The organism is Trueperaceae bacterium (genome assembly GCA_002707365.1).
Taxonomy (GTDB): domain Bacteria; phylum Deinococcota; class Deinococci; order Deinococcales; family Trueperaceae; genus UBA6957.
In genome coordinates this window covers 24,563-43,114 of record PAMQ01000012.1, presented here as the reverse complement: position 1 = coordinate 43,114, position 18,552 = coordinate 24,563, and the positions used below count along the sequence as shown (strand labels likewise).

Here is an 18,552-nt window from a genome sequence, read left to right as displayed (position 1 = left end):
TTGCGCTGGAGTTCACGTTTTTATTGGGGCGGGAAGGTATGGCGAAGCTTAGGATGCCTAGCGGCACGGACTTCGTCTAACCGCAGAACCGGTGTGGCGTGTGGCGCAGTTGAAAGGTAGTCAGGATCTGCTTCTGCCTCTCGTAAGATGTTCCCCATTATTTCCGCGTATCTGTCTATGCTTTCGATTGACTCCGTTTCTGTAGGTTCGAGCATCATTGCTTCTTTAACAATTAATGGGAAATAAACTGTCATTGGGTGGATGCCGTAATCGAGCATTGCCTTTGCAATGTCAATAGTTTTAAATCCAGACGGTGGTCGTGCGACGAATTCGTGCATGTTTATTCGATCGAATGCGATTTCATAACCGGCTTCTACTAGTTTAACGCGGAGGTAGTTAGCGTTTAGGACGGCCATGGTGGACACTCCTCTTAAACCTTCCTTACCTAACGCCCGAATATAAGTGTAAGCACGTACAAGGTTACCGAAGTTGCCATAAAAGGAACGCATGCGCCCAATGGATTGGGGCGCACTGTAATCCGCGGTGAACTGGCCATCTCTCTTACCGATTATGGGTGTTGGGAGAAAGTCCTTAAGATGTCGTTTTACCCCAACAGGGCCGGCTCCGGGACCCACACCCCCGTGTGGTGTGGTGAAAGTCTTGTGGAGATTTAGGTGGACAACGTCAAAGCCCATATCCCCGGGTCTTGCTCTGCCTACGATGGCGTTGGCGTTTGCTCCGTCATAGTAGAGTTGGGCGCCAAAACTGTGCGCCGCTTTAGATAATTCCATTATCTTCGTTTCAAAGATCCCGACAGTATTAGGGTTGGTAAGCATAATGGCAGCGACGTGAGGCCCTAAGGCCGAAAGAAAGTGATCGACGTCGACTTCACCGTTAATATCCGTCGGTATTTCTTCGACCTCATATCCAACCATTGTCGCCGTTGCTGGGTTGGTGCCGTGAGCAGAGTCAGGCACTAAAACCACTCGCCTTTGGTCCTCTTCACCGTTAGACTGGTGGTAAGCCTTGATCATCAGCATGCCGGTTAATTCTCCGTGCGCGCCGGCCGCAGGTTGTAGTGTTACGGCGTTCATTCCAGTCAATTCAGCCAAACTGGTTTGTAGGTTAAAAAGAAGCCTTAGGGCTCCTTGGGTCTCGTGAGGATCCTGATAAGGATGTAGCTTGGTAAACATTCGGGCGGCTTCTTCATTGACCTTAGGGTTATATTTCATTGTGCAGCTGCCCAAAAAATACGGATTTCCGTCAATACTCATTTGCCTATGAGCAAGAGCCGTATAGTGCCTCACTAGGTCTAATTCTGATACTTCTGGTAGCCGGGGTGGGGTTTGCCGCACGTTGTCGGTACCGAGCAATGCTGAGACGTTACCCGTTCTTCTTATCGGTGGTCGCGAACCCCTTCGGCCCGGGCGTGATCGTTCGAATATTAGAGGAACATAGTCCCCAGCGAAATTGGATCTTTTCTGTGGAAGAGTTTTCATTTAGATAACTCGATTTCCGTAATTGCTTTAAGCAAAGCGTCTATATCTTCTTTAGTGGTCAATTCAGTTGCCGCTAGGATCGAAGCATTACCAAAATTAAAAGTCTGAGGAACCGGAATTCCAGCGCTAATTCCTCTGAGTGAAAATTCTTGGCGAAGTTTTAAAGGAGAGGTTTCCGTTTCGATGAGAAATTCGTTAAAGAAGGTTGACTCCTGCCTTACTGTTATTCCAACCCTACTTAATTTATCTGCGAGTTCATGGGCAGCCAGTACACTTTGTTCCGCTATTTCTTGGAGTCCTTGCGGCCCGAGAGCAGCGAGGTTTATGGTTGCCATTAATGCTGTGAGTTGATGATTTGAACAAATATTAGATTTTGCTTTACCTCTACGTATATGTTGTTCCCTTGCTTGGAGAGTAAGAACGAATCCACGCTGTCCTTCGGTGTCGACTGTTTCGCCGACCACCCGTCCGGGCATTTGCCGGACAAGACGTTCAGATACTAACAAAAAGCCAAAGCTTGGTCCTCCGAAAATTACGGGGTTTCCTAAAGTTTGGCCGTCTCCTGTGACGATGTCTGCTCCTTGAGAGCCAGGAGGTTTAAGTATCCCGAGGGCAACTGGATCTGATACTGCAACGTATAAAGCTCCCATTTTATGTGAGGCCTCTACTAAATTGGGTACAGATTCTAAATAACCGAGAAAATTGGGGTTTTGAGCGATTACGCACGCTGTGTCTTTGTCTACAATTGGAATAGAAGAAGTTAGGCCGTCGAGCTCAAATACCTCTAGAGATATCTTTAAGGGTGTTAAGTAAGTTTTTAAGACCTCTAAAGTTTCGGGATGGATACCTCTACTTACCAAAACCTTGGAACGATTAGTTGCTCTTGCCGCTAAGAGAGCTGCTTCAGCGGTTGCCGGTGCACCGTCATACATACTGGCATTAGAAATTGGGAGGCCGGTTAGTTCCGACATCATAGTTTGGTACTCAAAGGTTGCTTGCAGTAATCCCTGAGATACTTCAGGTTGATATGCAGTATAGGCGGTTAGGAATTCAGGTTTGCTTGCAAGTTGTTGCGTTACACTCGGCAAAAAATGATGCCGAATACCGCCACCAAGAAAACAAGGCTGGTCAGTTCTATTTTGGTTCTGCAGTTCCTTCAAGTGCCGAAGTAAACTATCCTCGTCCATCCCAGATGGAAGATTTATTTCCGGATTAGAGAGGGCTTTCGGGATGTCCGAGAAAAGGTCTTCAACATCTCTGACGCCGACAGTGCGGAGAGCCTTTTCGATGTCTTCCAAGGTGTGAGGTAGATAGTCCAACTTTATTCCTCCACGGCGTTAAGGCGATAGGCCGTTGCATCCAACAAATTAGACATCTCATTGGTGCTGTCGATAGACAGCCTAAATATCCAACCACTTGAATACGGATCGGAATTAATTTCTTCTGGACTGTCCTCGAGGTTGGAATTGACCTCAACGACCGTCCCCTTAGTTGGTGCGTAAATATCTGAGGCAGTTTTTACCGATTCCACAACAGCGACCGGGTCACCTTGTTCAAACTGGTCTCCAAGTTGGGGCAGTTCTACGAAAACGACGTCCCCGAGTTGGTCTTGAGCGAAGTCTGTAATCCCTATTGTGATTACACCATTTTCAGCGGCCGAAGCCCATTCATGGGTAGATGTGTATCGTAAATCTTCTGGAAAATCCATTATGCCTCCTTAATGTAAGTCTCTAGTACCGGTTTTTGGTGTAGGGCGTCTTTAGAAGAATGGGGGTGTTGTTATTGTTGCGTCCACGCGCTGCCCCCTGATTTCAATGGCTAGCGAAGTTCCGTCGTTACTATGTTCGGTTTCAACCCAGCCTAATGCTATGCTTTCGCGAGTCATAGGAGAAATGGTTCCTGAGGTAACCTCACCGATTTCTTGGTCATTTTTTAAAATTCTATATCCATGCCTTGCTATTCCTCGGCGGTGCAGCTTAATTCCTCTTAACACCTTAAGGCATTTAGTTCCCCACATAGCTTTTCTGCCGTAGAAAGGCTTGTCTTTTACCACCCAAGCGTAACTGGTGCATAAGGGATTAGTATCCCCGGTAAATTCGTTGCCGAACAAGGGGAACCCAGCTTCAAGACGGAGCGTGTCTCGGGCTCCCAAACCACATGGAGTAGCCCCGGCTTCCGTCAGTAGAGACCAGATAATATAGGCGTCCGTTGGTCTGCAGAAGATTTCGAAACCGTCCTCTCCGGTGTAGCCTGTCCGAGCAAGGCGGGCGGGACACCCTGAAAGTGTGGTTTCTACATACGAATTCTTTCTTAACATTGTCAGGTCATTTTCAACAAACCGATCCAGAAGAACTGCACTTCCCGGGCCTTGGAGAGCCAACAGTGCCCATGTTTCGGTTTCATCTACAACGTGGCAATCGTATTTTTCAGCCTGGAGTTTCAGTTGGTGTTTAACCTTCGTGGTATTACCAGCATTGGGAATCATCAGGTAATTGTCGAGCTTATCCCGATATAGATAAATATCGTCAACGAGACCACCTCTTTGATTGGGAATCATTGAATACTGTCCTCGACCCACCTTTAAAGAGGTTGGGTCGTTGAGTGTGTTGTATTGCAGAAATTCGGTAGCCTGGTGGCCGATAATCCTGAGTTGCCCCATGTGGCTTACGTCGAATAAACCCACGTTAGTGCGAACCGCCATGTGTTCCTGATTAATTCCGGTTGGGTATTGAAGGGGCATTTGCCAATTAGAAAAATCAACCATTCTCGCTCCAAGTTGTTTATGGAGATCAAAGAGCGGTGTAGTTTTCATTCCGGCACTGAAGATATCACAGCCAAGGGCTGATGGGGCTAATATCTGGGGCGGAAGTAGACTTGGAAAACCGGTTCTGATGGAGAAAAAATCAAAATTATTTTTGTTAGTTCGGAAATTACTAGTGCTGAACGCTAAAAAAGACAAAGGAATGGCTCAGCGTTCATGGTTAGGGCATCATTGGGTTAATAGTGGTTTCTTTGGAATTGTGAACAAAACTTACTGGATTAAATGCTGTGTATATAAATTACTACATGTTCGTTTGGTTATGTTGGCAGCCGGGGGCCTTCGCTCGAAGTTAACAATATGAAGTCGGTCTCAAATACCCCTGGGCCGTTCAAAATGATATTATTCGCCCGAGTGTAGCGGTATTAGAGTAACTACACAGGTGTCGCTGCGGCGATGTAGCTCAGCTGGTTAGAGCGCACGACTCATAATCGTGAGGTCGACGGTTCAAGTCCGTCCATCGCTACCAAAGTTCAGGACGAGGATATTGCTACTTCCTCGTCCTGTTTTTGTCTCAATCTATGGTTCTGCGGGATCTCGTAAACCAGCGGGATTATCAAGCGGTTTGAACGTCCCTGTTTGGATGGCATTCTTAAGGGGTAACACTTAGATCTGCGGGTCAGTATAAGGGTAAGCATAGCCAAGGGAGGCCTGTACGGCCGGGATTTACCACCTATCTTCGCCTACCATCAGCTAGCGTGACTTTTGTGGCGGAAGCGTCCGGAGGTCATGCACGTGGATCTTGACCGGTGACGCTTTTAAATGAAATCACCTCTGCTTCTCGCGATGTCCCCATGCCCTAAGGTCTTGCCGGTGAAGCTTGGGAGAATGAGGCTGTTCTACGGGTTATTCCATGAAGATCGCGAGGGCTTCTTCCACGGAAGCATCGTCTATCACTATGGACTTGATTGCCCTTAAAGTCACCTCAGGTCTGTCGCTTCCCCACACTCGCCTACCTATTGCTGCACCGACAGCTCCAGCATCCATCACTTCCTTAAGTTGTCGAAATATCGCGGTGTCATCATCGCTTTTCGGCCCTCCCGCCATAATCACAGGCAAATGGGATTTCGAAATGGCTTTAGCATAGCCCGCTTTATCACCGTTATAGACGGTCTTCACCAAGTCGCAGCCATACTCCAACCCGTAACGCATCGCTATAGCCATGTCCTCGGAAGTCGGCATGGCGTTTGGCTGATCCTTATACGAAACACGAGGGATGATCTCACCGCATAACGGCATGCCCATCTTCTCGCAGTCGGCAGACACATCCGCGAGCTTAACTAGCAGGTCATGCTCAATATCCGTGTCGCCGATCCCAATGTAGCAGTTCACAACCACCATATCTGCCCCTAGGGAGGAAGCTTCCTCGACATCGTGAAGTAGATGCATTACGGTGTCAGGTCCTCCGAGGCGACTAATCGTCGTGTCGATACGCATGATCACACCCAGGTCGCCCGTCTCGGGAGCAGCTTGACGCAAAGCACCCGCCGTAAGCAATACCGCCGTGGCGCCGTTTTCCCTGGCCAGGGCCGTCAGTTTTGCCGGATCCTCTGAACCTGGCAAGGGTCCAAAGTAAATCGGATGATCGAACGGCAGAACCAGCACTCGTCCGTTTCGCATTATCCTGCGAATACGCATGCGCTTACCAAGATCAGAAGTTATCATGTCAGTGTTTCCAACTCCTCGTCACCAAAAACCTCTAAAAAATAGAGATTAGCTTGTGCACCCGTTACTTAGAACCTCTTTAAGCATGATACTCGACGTAGCAAAATTAGTTAAGAAATAAACGATTCAATGTTTTCTAGATGAGCCTGTGTCACAATGGAAATCGATGCATTCTTGAACAGGTCTAAATATTCATAAGCTTTAGGAGGCCCAAATGATGCAGGAATTAAAAGAACTACGTGTTTCAAATGATGCCATGAATGACGAGGCTGAACTTCAGCACCGCATGGCAGAGGAAGGCTATCTCTTTTTCAAACAATTGCAGTCACCTGATAAACTTCGCAAATTGCGCCGTGAGATGATGACAGCTGTTCAACAAGCAGGCTGGCTTATTCAAGGCACCGACCCAATGGACGGGATTGCAGACATAAGCATGCAATACACCGAAGGTGATAACGAATATAGCGCAGGCTACGCTAGGACCTATAAACTCGAGTCCTTCCACCGCTCTGCTCACTGGCCTGAGGTAACCGGCATGGTCGAGAAAATTATGGGCAAGCCCATCATGCCCCAGCCTCAAAAGGTAGCCCGTATCTGGTTTCCCAAATACACCGAACACACCACCCCAAAACATCAGGATTTTGTTCACTTCCAGGGAAGCTTCGACAACATCACCTGCTGGGCACCCATTGGCGATTGTCCTATTGAGCTTGGGGGTTTGGCGGTTATTCCAGGCTCGCACAAAGTGAACCGTGTGCTGGACCATCATTTTTCTTTAGGAGCAGGGGGGCTGTTGGTAGATGAAACGGTCCACGAGGATGTGAACCCCATTTGGCACAGCACTAATTATGAAATTGGTGATACCCTCTTTTTTCCTGCTTTAACCATTCACAAAGCTCTACCTAATTCCACTGAGGATAAATTGCGCATGTCGTTAGACAACCGCTATCAAGCAATTGGAGACCCAATTGCAGCTCATATGCTAGATCCCCATGGCCCCAGCCAGCTTAGTTGGGAAGAGATTTATGCCGATTGGAAAACTGATGACCTGAAATACTATTGGCAGCAGCTTGATAATCCTGTCGTGCCGTTCGATACAAGCTTTGGAGAAAAAGGCTTTGCGGAGGCATTAGAGTTGGCTCGAGCGGGCAATGAACATGCTCTTTACCGCGTCAAACAAACAGTCAAGAACAATCCTGACGCACCTGAAAGCGCTAAGGCTCGAGCTGTCTTAGCTGAACTTTAACGGGCAATTCCTACTAACCATATAAGCAAGGTTATCTTTTTGAAAAAAAGTCGATAGGTCCGCATAACTGATGGTTAGGCGTCATCTGCGGGTGATCCTCCCAGCATGTGGTCCTGCATCTTCCGCGTCATGCTGCGACCAACTGAACGCCACTCGCGACCAGGTAGGCCCAGACAGCTTGGCCCTACCTGGTGTCACGGGTAAGGGTTAAGCTGAGCGTCGGACACCTCAACCACTTAACCCGACAGACTCCGATGATTGCTTCACGCGGATCTCCTGCGAACTCTTTGCCTGCCATGAAGTTAAGGTTAGCTGTAAGTCTGCAAATAAGACTTCGCTTGTCTCCTCGCTATCAAAAAAGCGACTCTTTTGGAAAAAGGTAATCAACGTCTTAAGTTTCTTCAAAGCGAAGCGCTTCGCCATTACATCCAGGTCACTCCTACCAAGCAAACTAAAGGCCTGCCTTAAGCGCAGCCGCAAAGCAATTTGGCGCTGCCGCTTTTTTGGGAAAAAGATGCTGCGTAATGGCTTCAGAAGCTTGAAATTGATCCGTGATAGCGCTATTGGTGAGCCTCGTGCCGTAGGGGTAAGTCTAAAAAAGGCTTTTGATTAAATGTGCGCGCAGGATTGTAACAATAAGGAGTTTCTGGCGGGCGGCAATTTATTCGCCAGGAAACCGATTGTGTTGTCGAAAGTGCTCCATAAGAGAACCAGCTTTTAATATTTCTTCTGCAAAGGCACCCAGTGGGGGAAGTCTATAATCGGTATTAGCTACGGTCACATAACCATTAATCGGGTCAAAGGATATAGGATCGTGATCCTGGAAAAAGTCAACGATTTCCGGGCCGGCAATGGCAGGAATACCGAGATTTATTAGATTGCGGAAGTGAATTCGTGCGAAACTTTTAGCAATTATTCCTGCAACTCCGAGTTTTTTTAGTGCACTTGGGGCGTATTCTCTGCTAGATCCTAATCCCCAGTTCCATCCTCCCACAAGAACGTCTCCCGGTTGGACCGTCTCTGCAAATTCTGGTCGGAGATGGGCGAACGTGTATTTGTGATAGTTTTCCTCACCGACCATCAATGGGGCATATTTTCCTGGGAGAATATCGTCGGTATTAATAGCGTCACCGAATTTCCATATTTGATTGCTCCCTTTGGAGGTTATATTGTTATTGGGCATTATGTCCTCCAGGGGAGTCGGGTAAAACGAGGTGACCGGCCACCGCGGTGGCAGCAGCCGTAGCCGGACTGGCTAGGAAAATTTTTGCGTCTGGGCTACCCATGCGGCCAACAAAATTTCTATTGGCTGTGGAAACACAGACTTCACCAGGCGCGAGAACACCCATGTGACGACCCATACAAGGTCCACAGCCTGGAGTAGCAAGGATAGCTCCAGCTGATAGCAAAGTTGCTATTGTGCCATCAGCTACGGCGGCCTCTAGAACTTTTGAGCTGGCCGGAATGACTAAAAGACGAGTTTCTTCCGCTACTGTTTTGCCCTTTAATATCTTCGCAACTTGTTGAAGGTCGTCTAGGCGTCCGTTTGTGCAGGTACCCACGAATACTTGGTCTACCTTGGTCCCGATCACATCCTTGACGTCATGTACGTTGTCTACCGCAAAGGGTGCCGAAATAACAGGGGCTATTTCGTCCAAATCGATTACCACTTCATGGTGAAACCGCGCGTGAGGGTCGGCAATTAACCACTCCGGCACTTTAAAAGCGGTTTTAGTTAATTTATCCGGAACTACCAAGCCCACTTTAGCGCCGGCTTCGACAGCTAAATTAGCTAGTGTAAGCCTTTCCGACATCGAAAAGGTTGTAGTGTTGTGGTACTCGATACTACAGTAAGTTGCTCCGTCGGCCCGAAGTTCTTTGATGACAGAAAGCGCTATGTCTTTGGCGGAAACCCCCGGTTGCCGATTCCCGGTAAAGGTTACTTTTACGGTTTCTGGTACCCGAAGCCAGGTTCGTCCAGTCGCTACGGAAAGCGCTATGTCGCTTGCCCCCATTCCCGTTCCAAAAGCACACACGGCTCCGTAAGTGGTGGAATGCGAGTCAGAGCCCAGGACAATCCAACCGGGCTGAGCTAAGCCTTCCTCAAACAACACCTGATGGCAAATTCCTCGCCCAACATCGAAGAGGCGGAGCCCACGGTCTCTAGCGAAATCTCTTACTGCCTTTTGTGTGGTCGCGACTTGCACTGTCGAAGCTGGAGCCACGTGATCTATTACCACTGAGATTACGTCAGGGTTGGCAATTTTATTTCCCAAATCATTTTCGATAAATTTGATTACCGCTGGGGCTATAGAATCGACAACCATCACTTGGTCAACTGGAACAACCACAATTTCTCCAGGTGTAATCCGATGACCGGCTTTTACTGAGAGGATTCGTTCAGCCAGGGTTAAGCCTTTGAGGTCTGGCAAGTTATTCATTCAACGTTCCTTCCGTGTGCTTTAAGGAGTAAATTGTCAACTTCATCGGTGGATAGGTCGCCATTATCAGCGAGGGCTTTGACTGATTGCGTTACCGAACGGATAGCCTCTTCATCTAACGTAATATTTAGGTCCGCAGCCCGGCGTGCTATGGCATGCCGGCCGGTCAGACGACTACCAATTTGAAGCCGGCGCTCGACGCCGAAAGCTTCTGGAGGTATGACTTCATAACTGCCCGGATTGAGGTAGATTGCTTTTAAGTGGATACCAGCTTTGTGGTTATAGGCGTAAGGTCCCGTCAGATAGTTGTTAAAGGGGATAGTGATGCCTGTTATTTCCGAAATTAACGCGTCTAATTCTGGAAGCATCTTTAGGTCATAGCGAGAGGCTAATGCGTTTGAGTTTAAAGTGTACATTCTTGCTAGAAATCCACCTAGAGGCGTAATCCCATTTCGTTCTCCTATACCAAGAATGCTTACATCTACGTGAGTGGCTCCAGCGCGTACAGCTTCAAAAGCATTAGCGATGGCGCAGCCCGTGTCATTATGCCCATGAAACTCGATGTCACAACCAACTACACCTCGGACATCGGCAACCAATTCTCGGACCTGGGAAGGGGTAGCTATGCCGACTGTATCAGCCAGACCTACTCGGTCAACATGGGCTTGGCTTACTGCTATGTAAACCGCAAGTAAATCAGCCCGGTCACTCCGGAAAGTGTCTTCAGAGGAGAAGCGAACCGAAAGACCGTGTTTTTTAACGTAGCTGATAACCTCTAGGCCCCGTTCAATAATTTCGGGAACTGAGTGCCCGTGACTGAACGTACGTAATTCTGATGAGGTGCCAAACAAAATATCGACTCCGTCCACACCGCATTCCACAGCCATTTTAGCGTCCTCAAGATTGGCCCGAATATGGGTGAGAACCTTAGCGTTCAGCCCAAGGGCAGATATGGCCTCACAAGTTTTCCTGGAGGCGGGAGACGCTACTGGCGTTGTCAGCTCTATGTGTTCAACCCCGAACGCATCCAATGATTTGGCTACGTCTATTTTTTGCTCTATCGTAAAGTTACCACGAGCAAACTGTTCTCCTTCGCGGAGGGTGGAGTCAATTAGTTGCCAACTTGGGGTCACTTGATTCAATTCAATAATTCCCTCGGTAATTGGATCGGGCTTTACCGAAAAAAACCGCTGGCGGAATTGTTTCGATAGGACCGGTTAAGCAGTCTGTATGTTAGTAGACACGCTACCAAGTGTCAAGATCCTAAAAATACGTGCAGAAAGGCTATTATCTCGTTTGATTCCAACGCAAACCCAAAGCCTAAAACCTTTTGTCAAAAAAGCTTTCATCTTTAGTTTGGATTGGTTCTTATCCAACTACATAGGAATCAACGGCTGAAGCGCAAGAAATCATTCTGACTTGATAGAGCGTAGCTGTTGGGTAGTAGGAAAGTCTATTTCGAAAAAACGTGGGTCTATAGCTACCCCATAGATTCTCAAAGCTTGCTGTGCCGAAACTACTCCAGCTACTACATCTTGTCGTACCAAGTTGGGATCGCGGCAAAAGGGATCTCCGATTCCACCTCCTCCTGCTGTCCAGATTGTCAGTACGTCTCCTTCAGTGATTGTTAGGGGGTTCTGTTGAGGAAGCTCGCCGTTTAGCTCAATTCGCGCTAAGGATCCGGGTAATCCACCCAATAACCCGATTGGGGGATTAGAGACGAAATTGGGTCGATATCCAATTGTTAAAGGATTCTCTGTAGTTGACGTCAGTTTTAGGACTTTGCCTAGACCCCCTCGCTGGCGCCCAGGCCCGCCAGAATCCATGCGTAGTGACCGGTGGATTTGGATTGGACACAAGGACTCGGCTATTTCTGCTTCGATCATGGTGCTGTTTGTCGGAAATTCCGTGCAATGCGCACCATCTTGACCACCTGTGGCCCCCATGCCACCTTTAGGCATGATAGATACTTTAAAAAAGTCCCGTTGTTCGTAATAGCCTGAGACGGTTAATATTATCGCGTGTCCAGACGCGGCTTGCACCTGTTTTGGGAAGATTTCGGCTAACGCCGAATTCAGAAGCGTATTGATATGTAATCCCGTTCTGGTACGGGCGTAAACCGGTACTGGGGGCACTGCGCTCAGTATATTGCCTTTCGGGGCCAGGACAGTAACTGGGCTAAATTGCGGTCCAATATTGGGTATATCTGGGGCCATTAAGTACTGAACTGCGTAAATCGAATCAGCAAGGGTATAAGAGATTGGTACGTTTATGGGCTGATTTTCTAATTGCTTGTCAGAGCCACTGAAATCAAGGCCTAATGTATTATTTTTCTTAAGGATAGAAAGTGAAAGTCGTACTGGGTCATAGCTGTCTATCTGTTCAGCGTTCGGTGGTCCGTCTATTGTTAACTCGGCCTGGTAGGTATCGTCAGGGATTAATGCTATACCTTCTTGTACGACCCGTTCGGCCATTATTTGAAATTCTTTAGCTAAATCCGTTAAGTCCATGTGGGGTACGTCCTGGAGTAAGGACGTTAAACGGTCTTTCGCTATAGCTATTGCAGTTAACATTGCGGTCAGGTCGCTTTGCACCTGGTGCGGGATCCGAACGTTCGCAAGGATTAAATTTTCAATTTCAAGACACTTTTGACCAGCGGCGATCAGCTTTACCGGCGGTATGCTAAGACCCTCTTCGTAGATGTCGGATGCGCGGAAGTCCCCTATGGGACCGCCGATGTCCGCAATATGCAAAATAGTACCGACATAGGCGACGAGTTTTGGGCCAGAAAATACTGGAGCTACGAGCACTATATCTGATTTGTGTCCGGCACAAATCCAAGGGTCGTTGGTAATGATTACATCACCGTCAACGAGGCCGATTTCGGAAAAAAGTTCAGCTAAAAATGAAATCGTTCGAGGCATGCTCGTGACAAACAAAGGCATGCATTCGGTTGGCAGTGCTATGCAAACCCCCTGTGGATCAGTGATGACGAGCGAGTAGTCTTTTGCATCGCGAACTACACTAGAAAAAGCAGTTTTTTGAATGGCACGATCGGCTTCGTCAGCAACCGAGCGTAATCGTGCTAGCGCAACCTCGGTTTCAAAATTGCGCTCTGATGTAGCCTTTTTCGGGGAAACGTGGATTGTTACCTCCCCAGTAGACGAAATCATCAACCTCCCTGAGGGTCCCACTACATATGTGGTGTGATCCACCTCCAGCAAAAATGGGCCCGGTGTGGCTGATCCCGGGATGAAATCTTTCCAATTTAAAACCGGAGTTTCCACTTGAGAATTTGTTTCTTCGAACCAAACTAGGCGGCTGGGAGTCTTTTCATTGGGTAGAGTATCAGGGATACCCTTTAAGTGCATTTGTGGTTGTTTCGGTCCCCTGGCCCTTATCCTACACGCTCTTATTTCAAGTGTTCCAGATTGGAGGATCCCGTACCTAGTTTTATATATAACTTCAAAAGTACTTGTCAGGGTTTGAGAGGAAACCTTGGTTAGACAATCAATTGGTATATCAATATCGTGACCTTGACCCGCGTATCGCATGTCAAGGGAGTAATTGTAGGTAATAGTATTTGGCGGGACCCCAGACCCTTCAAGACGGACACGAGCTTCTTCCTTTAGTTGGGAAAAGGCACTTTCAAGTGATGCAGGATCTAGACGGGCCAGCGGCAAAATTAAAGTTCGGGAAGCTTCATGCCCCGGTACACCAGTTAACAATCCCACCGAAGATAAAACTCCGGCTCGCTCGGTCAGGTGGATGCGTTTGATTCCCAAAGTACGGGCTACATCATAGACATGTAATGGGGCTGCACCACCGAAGGCAAGTAAATCGTAGTTTCGTGGGTCATCCCCAATTTCAGTAACGTGTAGGTGGATCGCTTGGGCCATCATTTCTGTAGCTAAACGTCGTATCCTCTGGGCAGCTTCGGAACTAGTGACTCCTGCGGTTCTCGCCACTTTTTTGATGCTAGCCAGAGCTAGTTCGTTTTTGATTTGAAGTCCGCCCGCTAACGACGCATCTTCTGAAAGATACCCCAATAGTAAATTCGCATCGGTAACGGTCGGTTTTAAACCTCCTAGGCCGTAACAGGCCGGCCCTGGTTTTGCCCCAGCACTCTCCGGCCCGAGGGTAAGGAACCCCATCTGATCAAAGCCTACTAAGCTCCCGCCACCGGCTCCTATTTCGAGAAGTTCGATGCTTGGAATTTTGATTGTTAGACCACTGCCCCGACGGTGGCGCTCAACTCGGGCAGCCTCAAGGCTTGAGGAGAGGTGGGGTTCGCCATTGGTTACCAAACTGATTTTGGTTGTTGTCCCACCCATGTCAAAGGCAATAACTTTGGCCAAACCTATTTGTTGGGCCAGTTCGGCTGCTGCCAGGGATCCAGCAGCGGGTCCTGACTCGAGTAACCTAATTGGTGCTTTTAATGTTGTTTCGGTACTAGATAGGAGCCCATCAGACGACATCAGGTAGAGGTGTCCCGTATGCCCGGCCTGGGTCAAGGCGGCGCCTAGTCTTTCTAGGTATCCCGCAATAGTTGGTTGGATATAGGCATTAGCTGCAACGGTTGTTGTTCGGACGAATTCGCCAATGGAAGGTGCGATGTCGGCAGACAAGCTTACTGGAATATTGATGCCGAGCTCTTTTACTTTAGTCCTCACCTGATCTTCGTGTTCCCGAGCGATATAACTGTTTAATAGACAAACCGCAATTGATTCGACGGACTCAGCGTGGAGTTGTTTTAGGATTTCCTCCAAAGCTGCGACGTCGATAGGCGTTTGCGTTGTCCCATCCTGCCTAACTCTTTCGGTTATGGTCCTGCGCAGGTGCCTAGGAATCAACGCCTTTGCGCGGCGCAAAAAGCGTTTGTACGGATCGTAACGGTTTTCCCTTCCTGTTTCCAAGACGTCTCTCGCGCCTTCAGTAGTGATCAACGCTGTCTTTGCGCCCTTTCGTTCGATTAGAGAATTAGTTGCGAGTGTGGTTCCATGAACCACCGTAGAGCCCCAAAAGACACGTGGAGGAAGGTTAGTTTCTGCCAAAAGTGAGTCCAGTCCAGTCAGAATTCCTCTCACAGGATCGGTCGGAGTTGTTAATACTTTGTCGGTAGCTAAATACGTTCGGTCATGGTCATACAAGGCGAAGTCAGTGAAGGTGCCACCGACGTCAATCCCAATACGTAACGTCATTTTCTGCAAACCCCATTTCGCACTATTGATAGCCTAAGCAAGCAAAACTGTGTGCCGCGATCCTAACATTCAAACCAAGTTAATTGGGGCCTGCTAGGGAATTGCGTGTTACGCAAAGTGAAACTGGAAATTGATGGAGCCGGGGATCCGGAAAGACTAAACTTTCTAAACGCACTACTTCAAGCGGTTTGAGATAGTTAAGGTTCATAAAGTAAATTTAACCCTACATCTAAATCCTTTAAACAAGACCATCGTCTCACCCAACGCCAATCGCGGGTCTAACAGGAAACCGGTTTGGGCACCAAAAGTGGTTATCTCGAATTTTGAAGGTTGATGTAGGTATTAAAAATCAGGTGCCCAGGTTAAGAAGGAACACCCGAGTCATTAAGGATTTGTCCTGTGAGAAGGCTGACAGTAATCCCGCCATTAGAAAACCGGGTTGCGCCGGATACGGGGACTTGTTTGTCTTGAAACACTTCTGGATGTTTTGTAATTATCGCGTAAGACCAGCCGGCACCAAAAGTCATTAGATGATCGCAAAATTTTTTTACCAGTCTCTTGGCCGAGGAAGGGGGCCCGAATCGGGTCCCATAAGGGAGATTTGTGATAATTAGCGGGCTTTGTGCGTGCCTTCTTAGATCGCGGAGATCTATGTTCAAGGCATCAGCACACCAAAAGAAGGGTACGTTGTTGAGGTTTAGGTTGTCGATGGTATTAGTCAGGTCAGGTACTGCTTCGGGATTAATATCCGATCCAAATAAAGCGACAGTATCGGGGCGCTGTTCTGAGTTCACCAGTCTGCATATATGATCCCAGGTGGCTTTGGAGTAATAAGGCGCATCTTGGAAGGCAAAGGTTCGAGATATCCCGGGAGGTTTTTTGTCTGCGGCCAGGGCGGCCTCAAAAACCAGGGTGCCGCTCCCACAGAAGGGATCATATATCAAGTCGGGCGAGGTTTTAACCGCTTGGGTTATTACTGCAGCCGCCGTCGTCGCTCTTATCGGGGCTGTGCCCATACCAGTCCTGTAGCCTCTAAGATATAGGCGATCTCCACTCGTGTTCAGGCTTACGGTACATCTGTCTTGGAAAAATCTAATGTTAAACGTGAGCTTCGCCCGGGGATCATATTTGACGTCAATGCCGTAGCGGGAAAGGCGCCTTCTTATTGCTGCGTTGAGTGTTTTCCGAATTTGTCGTGTATAGCGGAGTTTAGAACGCTTAGTTGTGACCTTGATATTGAATGAAGGCTGGTTTGCTAAGTGTAGTTCCCAGGGAAGTTTACCAGCTCGGTCATACAGCATAGGGTGAGACTGTGCCAAGAATCGGGCTAACCGTAGGAGTATTAAATTAGCCGTCCTTAACCTGAGATTAGCGTGGTACATGGTTTCTAGGCTTCCAAAAAAGGTGGCGCCACCATGTTGGACAGAACCGTTGGTAGCGTAGGGGAGACGATCTATTTCAGTTGCTAGCACCGATTCGAAACCGGGCGCACAAGTCGCGTAGAATTCGAGGGTCGGAGTTTTTAAATATCGCCCTACTAACCGTCGGAAAGAGGCCGAACTAAGGCCCAACTTGGGTAGGGTAGGGGTTTTCATTTGGGGTTTGTTCCTGAATCAAGGGACATTTTCAGAGTCGGGTCTCACTGGCCAAGTATACCTCGCCAGTCGCAAAATCTAAAATCCGATAAAGTTTTCACAAACAGGCCGTTCGTGAGTTTTTTCCCTTACGCCGTTAAAGTTTCTTAAACCCACGACAGCTGGGGTTTGCACCTGCACTAGTTGTTGACGAAATTCTTGTGAGGTTCGCACTCAACCACACGAAAGGCGTAGCTCTTGGCTGAAGTTTCCGTTATGCTTCAAACATGGCGCTTCGAAATCCAAGAGCTCGATACGACTTTGAACTCCTGGAGACTTTTGAAGCTGGACTTGTCCTGACGGGGAGCGAGGTCAAGGCCCTAAGGTCCGGCGGCGGATCAATAACAGAAGCATTTGCTAGGTTCTCTAACGACGAGATTTTTCTGGAAGGGATGCATATTCCGGAATACACCCAAGCCAGTTACAATAATCATCCCCCTCTTCGATCTCGAAAACTACTTTTGCGGAAAGATCAAATTCAACGTATACGCAAAGGGATTCAACGCCAGGGACTGACGATGGTCCCCATCCAGGTGAGCTTCAGAAATGGTTGGGCCAAGGTGAAAGTCGCCTTAGCGCGTGGCAGAAAGAAATACGATAAGCGCGAACGAGACGCAAAGCGTGATGCCCAAAGCCAAATCGATCGCGCGATCAAGGGGCTTCGATAGTGGCATTTTACCGGGTTGTATCGGGAATATTACTCCTTCTAATAATGGGTGCTGGAGTATCGGAGGCCACCCTTAAAATTAATGGCCGAGCAGTGCCTGGGATAACCACAAAATTGGTTCCCGGCTTTGCTTATATGCCTGCGTTGGAATTGGCAGAGGCCATGGGCGCGAAATATATCTTAGATCGCGATGCCTTGCTAGCTGCGTTCGACGTCGGAGGTAGATTAGTACAAGTAAGAATAGTAAACCGCCCTGAAGATTCCTCCCCCACAGAAGATGGAATCAACATAAATAATGCCCAAATCATTCAGTCACCTGGGGTTTTTTCCGACGGGTACTTATTTGTACCAATAAAAAGTGTTGTTCAGGCATTTAATGGTAGTTTCACCTACCAAGAATCGGATGATCAATTCTTAGTGGTTTTACCCCGAGCTAGGATAGAAAACCATCAAGTCTTTCAGGATCCACAAAACGATCGAATCGTTATACACCTTAGTCAAATCGTTCCCCACGAGGTATTTTTTAACTCCGCCGTCGACACTATAACTATTCGGTTTCAGCGAACCGATCTCTCCAAAGCCCAATCATTTAAGGGTAGGGGTTTTAGTAGAGCAAATCTAATCCCGGGTACCGGTTTCACCGAATTGCAAGTACAAATTGAACCAAGCTATACGCATCGAATTTTTGAGTTGCCCAGAAAAACGGGAACGAGCTTCATAATGGATATTTTACCGGCTACCACAGAACAGCTCGAATCCGACGTTGAGGCTCAACGAATAGTAATCGACCCCGGACACGGTGGGGAAGAGGTTGGTGAACTATTTCTGGAATTCGGATGGGAAAGAGATTTGGTTCTAGACTTTTCCCATCTACTAGCTGAAACCTTGAGTAAATTGGGGTTCGCGGTCGAACTTACCCGAACCAGCGATAGGAATCCTGAAATAGCTACCCGGTCTGGACAGGGATTTGGAGCCAATCTGTTTGTTTCTATCCATGCTGGGGACCACCCCCGGGGTCAATATTCAATTTTTTACCTCGAGGAGGCCGAAGGGATTGAAGGATTGGACTATGCTATTCGCGAAAATGCAGGTCAGGATGTTTCTGAAACGGCAACTAACGAGCTCAGGCGAAAAGTTCTTCTCAACGTTATTCCTAACCTAGATATGGGTCGCCGATTCGCGTTTGCGCTCAACGACATTATGTTTCAAAAATCTGGTTATGTGTCAAACACTCCGAGGGCTGCTCCTTTGACGGTTTTGGCTGGTGCAGGTGGCCGTGGATTATTGTTAGAATTCGGCCCACAAGACCTAACATCAACCTCGCTAGTTGACGCTCTTGCTAGTGCCTTGGGTGCCTTGGCTACAGGTGGGTTTTAGGCTC

The 18,552-nt window shown here is 48.1% G+C and carries 14 protein-coding genes and 1 tRNA gene; 4 read left to right on the top strand and 11 right to left on the bottom strand.

What is annotated here, in order from left to right:
- Window positions 1-20: 20 nt before the first annotated feature.
- The 4 genes from CMO31_05485 to gcvT are packed head-to-tail and all read right to left on the bottom strand — an operon-like array spanning window position 21 to window position 4,311.
- Window positions 21-1,499: a glycine dehydrogenase (aminomethyl-transferring) gene (locus tag CMO31_05485; protein ID MAZ53450.1), complete on the bottom strand. Its 1,479-nt coding sequence runs from the start codon at window positions 1,497-1,499 to the stop codon at window positions 21-23.
- The gene (locus CMO31_05480; GenBank protein MAZ53449.1) at window positions 1,496-2,818 is read right to left on the bottom strand and encodes an aminomethyl-transferring glycine dehydrogenase; all 1,323 of its coding nucleotides are present in this window, start codon (window positions 2,816-2,818) and stop codon (window positions 1,496-1,498) included. Before CMO31_05480 ends, CMO31_05485 begins: the two co-directional genes overlap by 4 nt.
- A 2-nt stretch (window positions 2,819-2,820) precedes the next feature.
- The gene (gcvH, locus tag CMO31_05475; protein MAZ53448.1) at window positions 2,821-3,210 is read right to left on the bottom strand and encodes a glycine cleavage system protein H; all 390 of its coding nucleotides are present in this window, start codon (window positions 3,208-3,210) and stop codon (window positions 2,821-2,823) included.
- Window positions 3,211-3,258: 48 nt separating this feature from the next.
- Window positions 3,259-4,311: a glycine cleavage system protein T gene (gene gcvT, locus CMO31_05470; protein ID MAZ53447.1), complete on the bottom strand. Its 1,053-nt coding sequence runs from the start codon at window positions 4,309-4,311 to the stop codon at window positions 3,259-3,261.
- Between the two features lie 398 nt (window positions 4,312-4,709).
- On the opposite strand from gcvT, the gene CMO31_05465 reads away from it, so the two are divergent.
- Window positions 4,710-4,786 (top strand) — tRNA-Met (locus CMO31_05465).
- A 377-nt stretch (window positions 4,787-5,163) separates the two neighbouring features.
- On the opposite strand, the gene CMO31_05460 is transcribed toward CMO31_05465, so the two are convergent.
- Complete coding sequence (locus CMO31_05460; protein ID MAZ53446.1) at window positions 5,164-5,982, bottom strand: hypothetical protein; 819 nt, start codon at window positions 5,980-5,982, stop codon at window positions 5,164-5,166.
- A 214-nt stretch (window positions 5,983-6,196) separates the two neighbouring features.
- Between CMO31_05460 and CMO31_05455 the strand changes: the two genes are divergently transcribed.
- Entirely contained in the window at window positions 6,197-7,228 is a 1,032-nt protein-coding gene (locus CMO31_05455) for a hypothetical protein (protein ID MAZ53445.1), read from the top strand.
- Between the two features lie 228 nt (window positions 7,229-7,456).
- Here CMO31_05455 and CMO31_05450 read toward each other — a convergent pair whose 3' ends face one another.
- The 6 genes from CMO31_05450 to CMO31_05425 form a co-directional block, all read right to left on the bottom strand.
- The gene (locus CMO31_05450; GenBank protein ID MAZ53444.1) at window positions 7,457-7,651 is read right to left on the bottom strand and encodes a hypothetical protein; all 195 of its coding nucleotides are present in this window, start codon (window positions 7,649-7,651) and stop codon (window positions 7,457-7,459) included.
- A gap of 238 nt (window positions 7,652-7,889) precedes the next feature.
- Entirely contained in the window at window positions 7,890-8,411 is a 522-nt protein-coding gene (locus CMO31_05445; protein MAZ53443.1) for a homoaconitate hydratase, read from the bottom strand.
- Window positions 8,401-9,669, bottom strand: coding sequence for a 3-isopropylmalate dehydratase large subunit (locus tag CMO31_05440; GenBank protein ID MAZ53442.1), 1,269 nt, complete (start codon window positions 9,667-9,669; stop codon window positions 8,401-8,403). The genes CMO31_05445 and CMO31_05440 overlap by 11 nt, the downstream gene beginning before the upstream one ends.
- Complete coding sequence (gene lysS, locus CMO31_05435) at window positions 9,666-10,802, bottom strand: homocitrate synthase (protein ID MAZ53441.1); 1,137 nt, start codon at window positions 10,800-10,802, stop codon at window positions 9,666-9,668. The genes CMO31_05440 and lysS overlap by 4 nt, the downstream gene beginning before the upstream one ends.
- A 276-nt stretch (window positions 10,803-11,078) precedes the next feature.
- A complete protein-coding gene (locus tag CMO31_05430; protein MAZ53440.1) occupies window positions 11,079-14,870 on the bottom strand; it encodes a hypothetical protein in 3,792 nt (1,263 codons plus the stop codon).
- A 362-nt stretch (window positions 14,871-15,232) separates the two neighbouring features.
- On the bottom strand, window positions 15,233-16,465 hold the full coding sequence (locus CMO31_05425) for a hypothetical protein (protein MAZ53439.1): 1,233 nt from the start codon (window positions 16,463-16,465) through the stop codon (window positions 15,233-15,235).
- A 266-nt stretch (window positions 16,466-16,731) separates the two neighbouring features.
- Here CMO31_05425 and CMO31_05420 point away from each other — a divergent pair, with 266 nt between their 5' ends.
- Window positions 16,732-17,172 (top strand): SsrA-binding protein, encoded by a 441-nt coding sequence (locus CMO31_05420; protein ID MAZ53438.1) that lies wholly within the window; start codon window positions 16,732-16,734, stop codon window positions 17,170-17,172.
- On the top strand, window positions 17,172-18,548 hold the full coding sequence (locus CMO31_05415) for a hypothetical protein (protein MAZ53437.1): 1,377 nt from the start codon (window positions 17,172-17,174) through the stop codon (window positions 18,546-18,548). Before CMO31_05420 ends, CMO31_05415 begins: the two co-directional genes overlap by 1 nt.
- Window positions 18,549-18,552 lie beyond the last annotated feature (4 nt).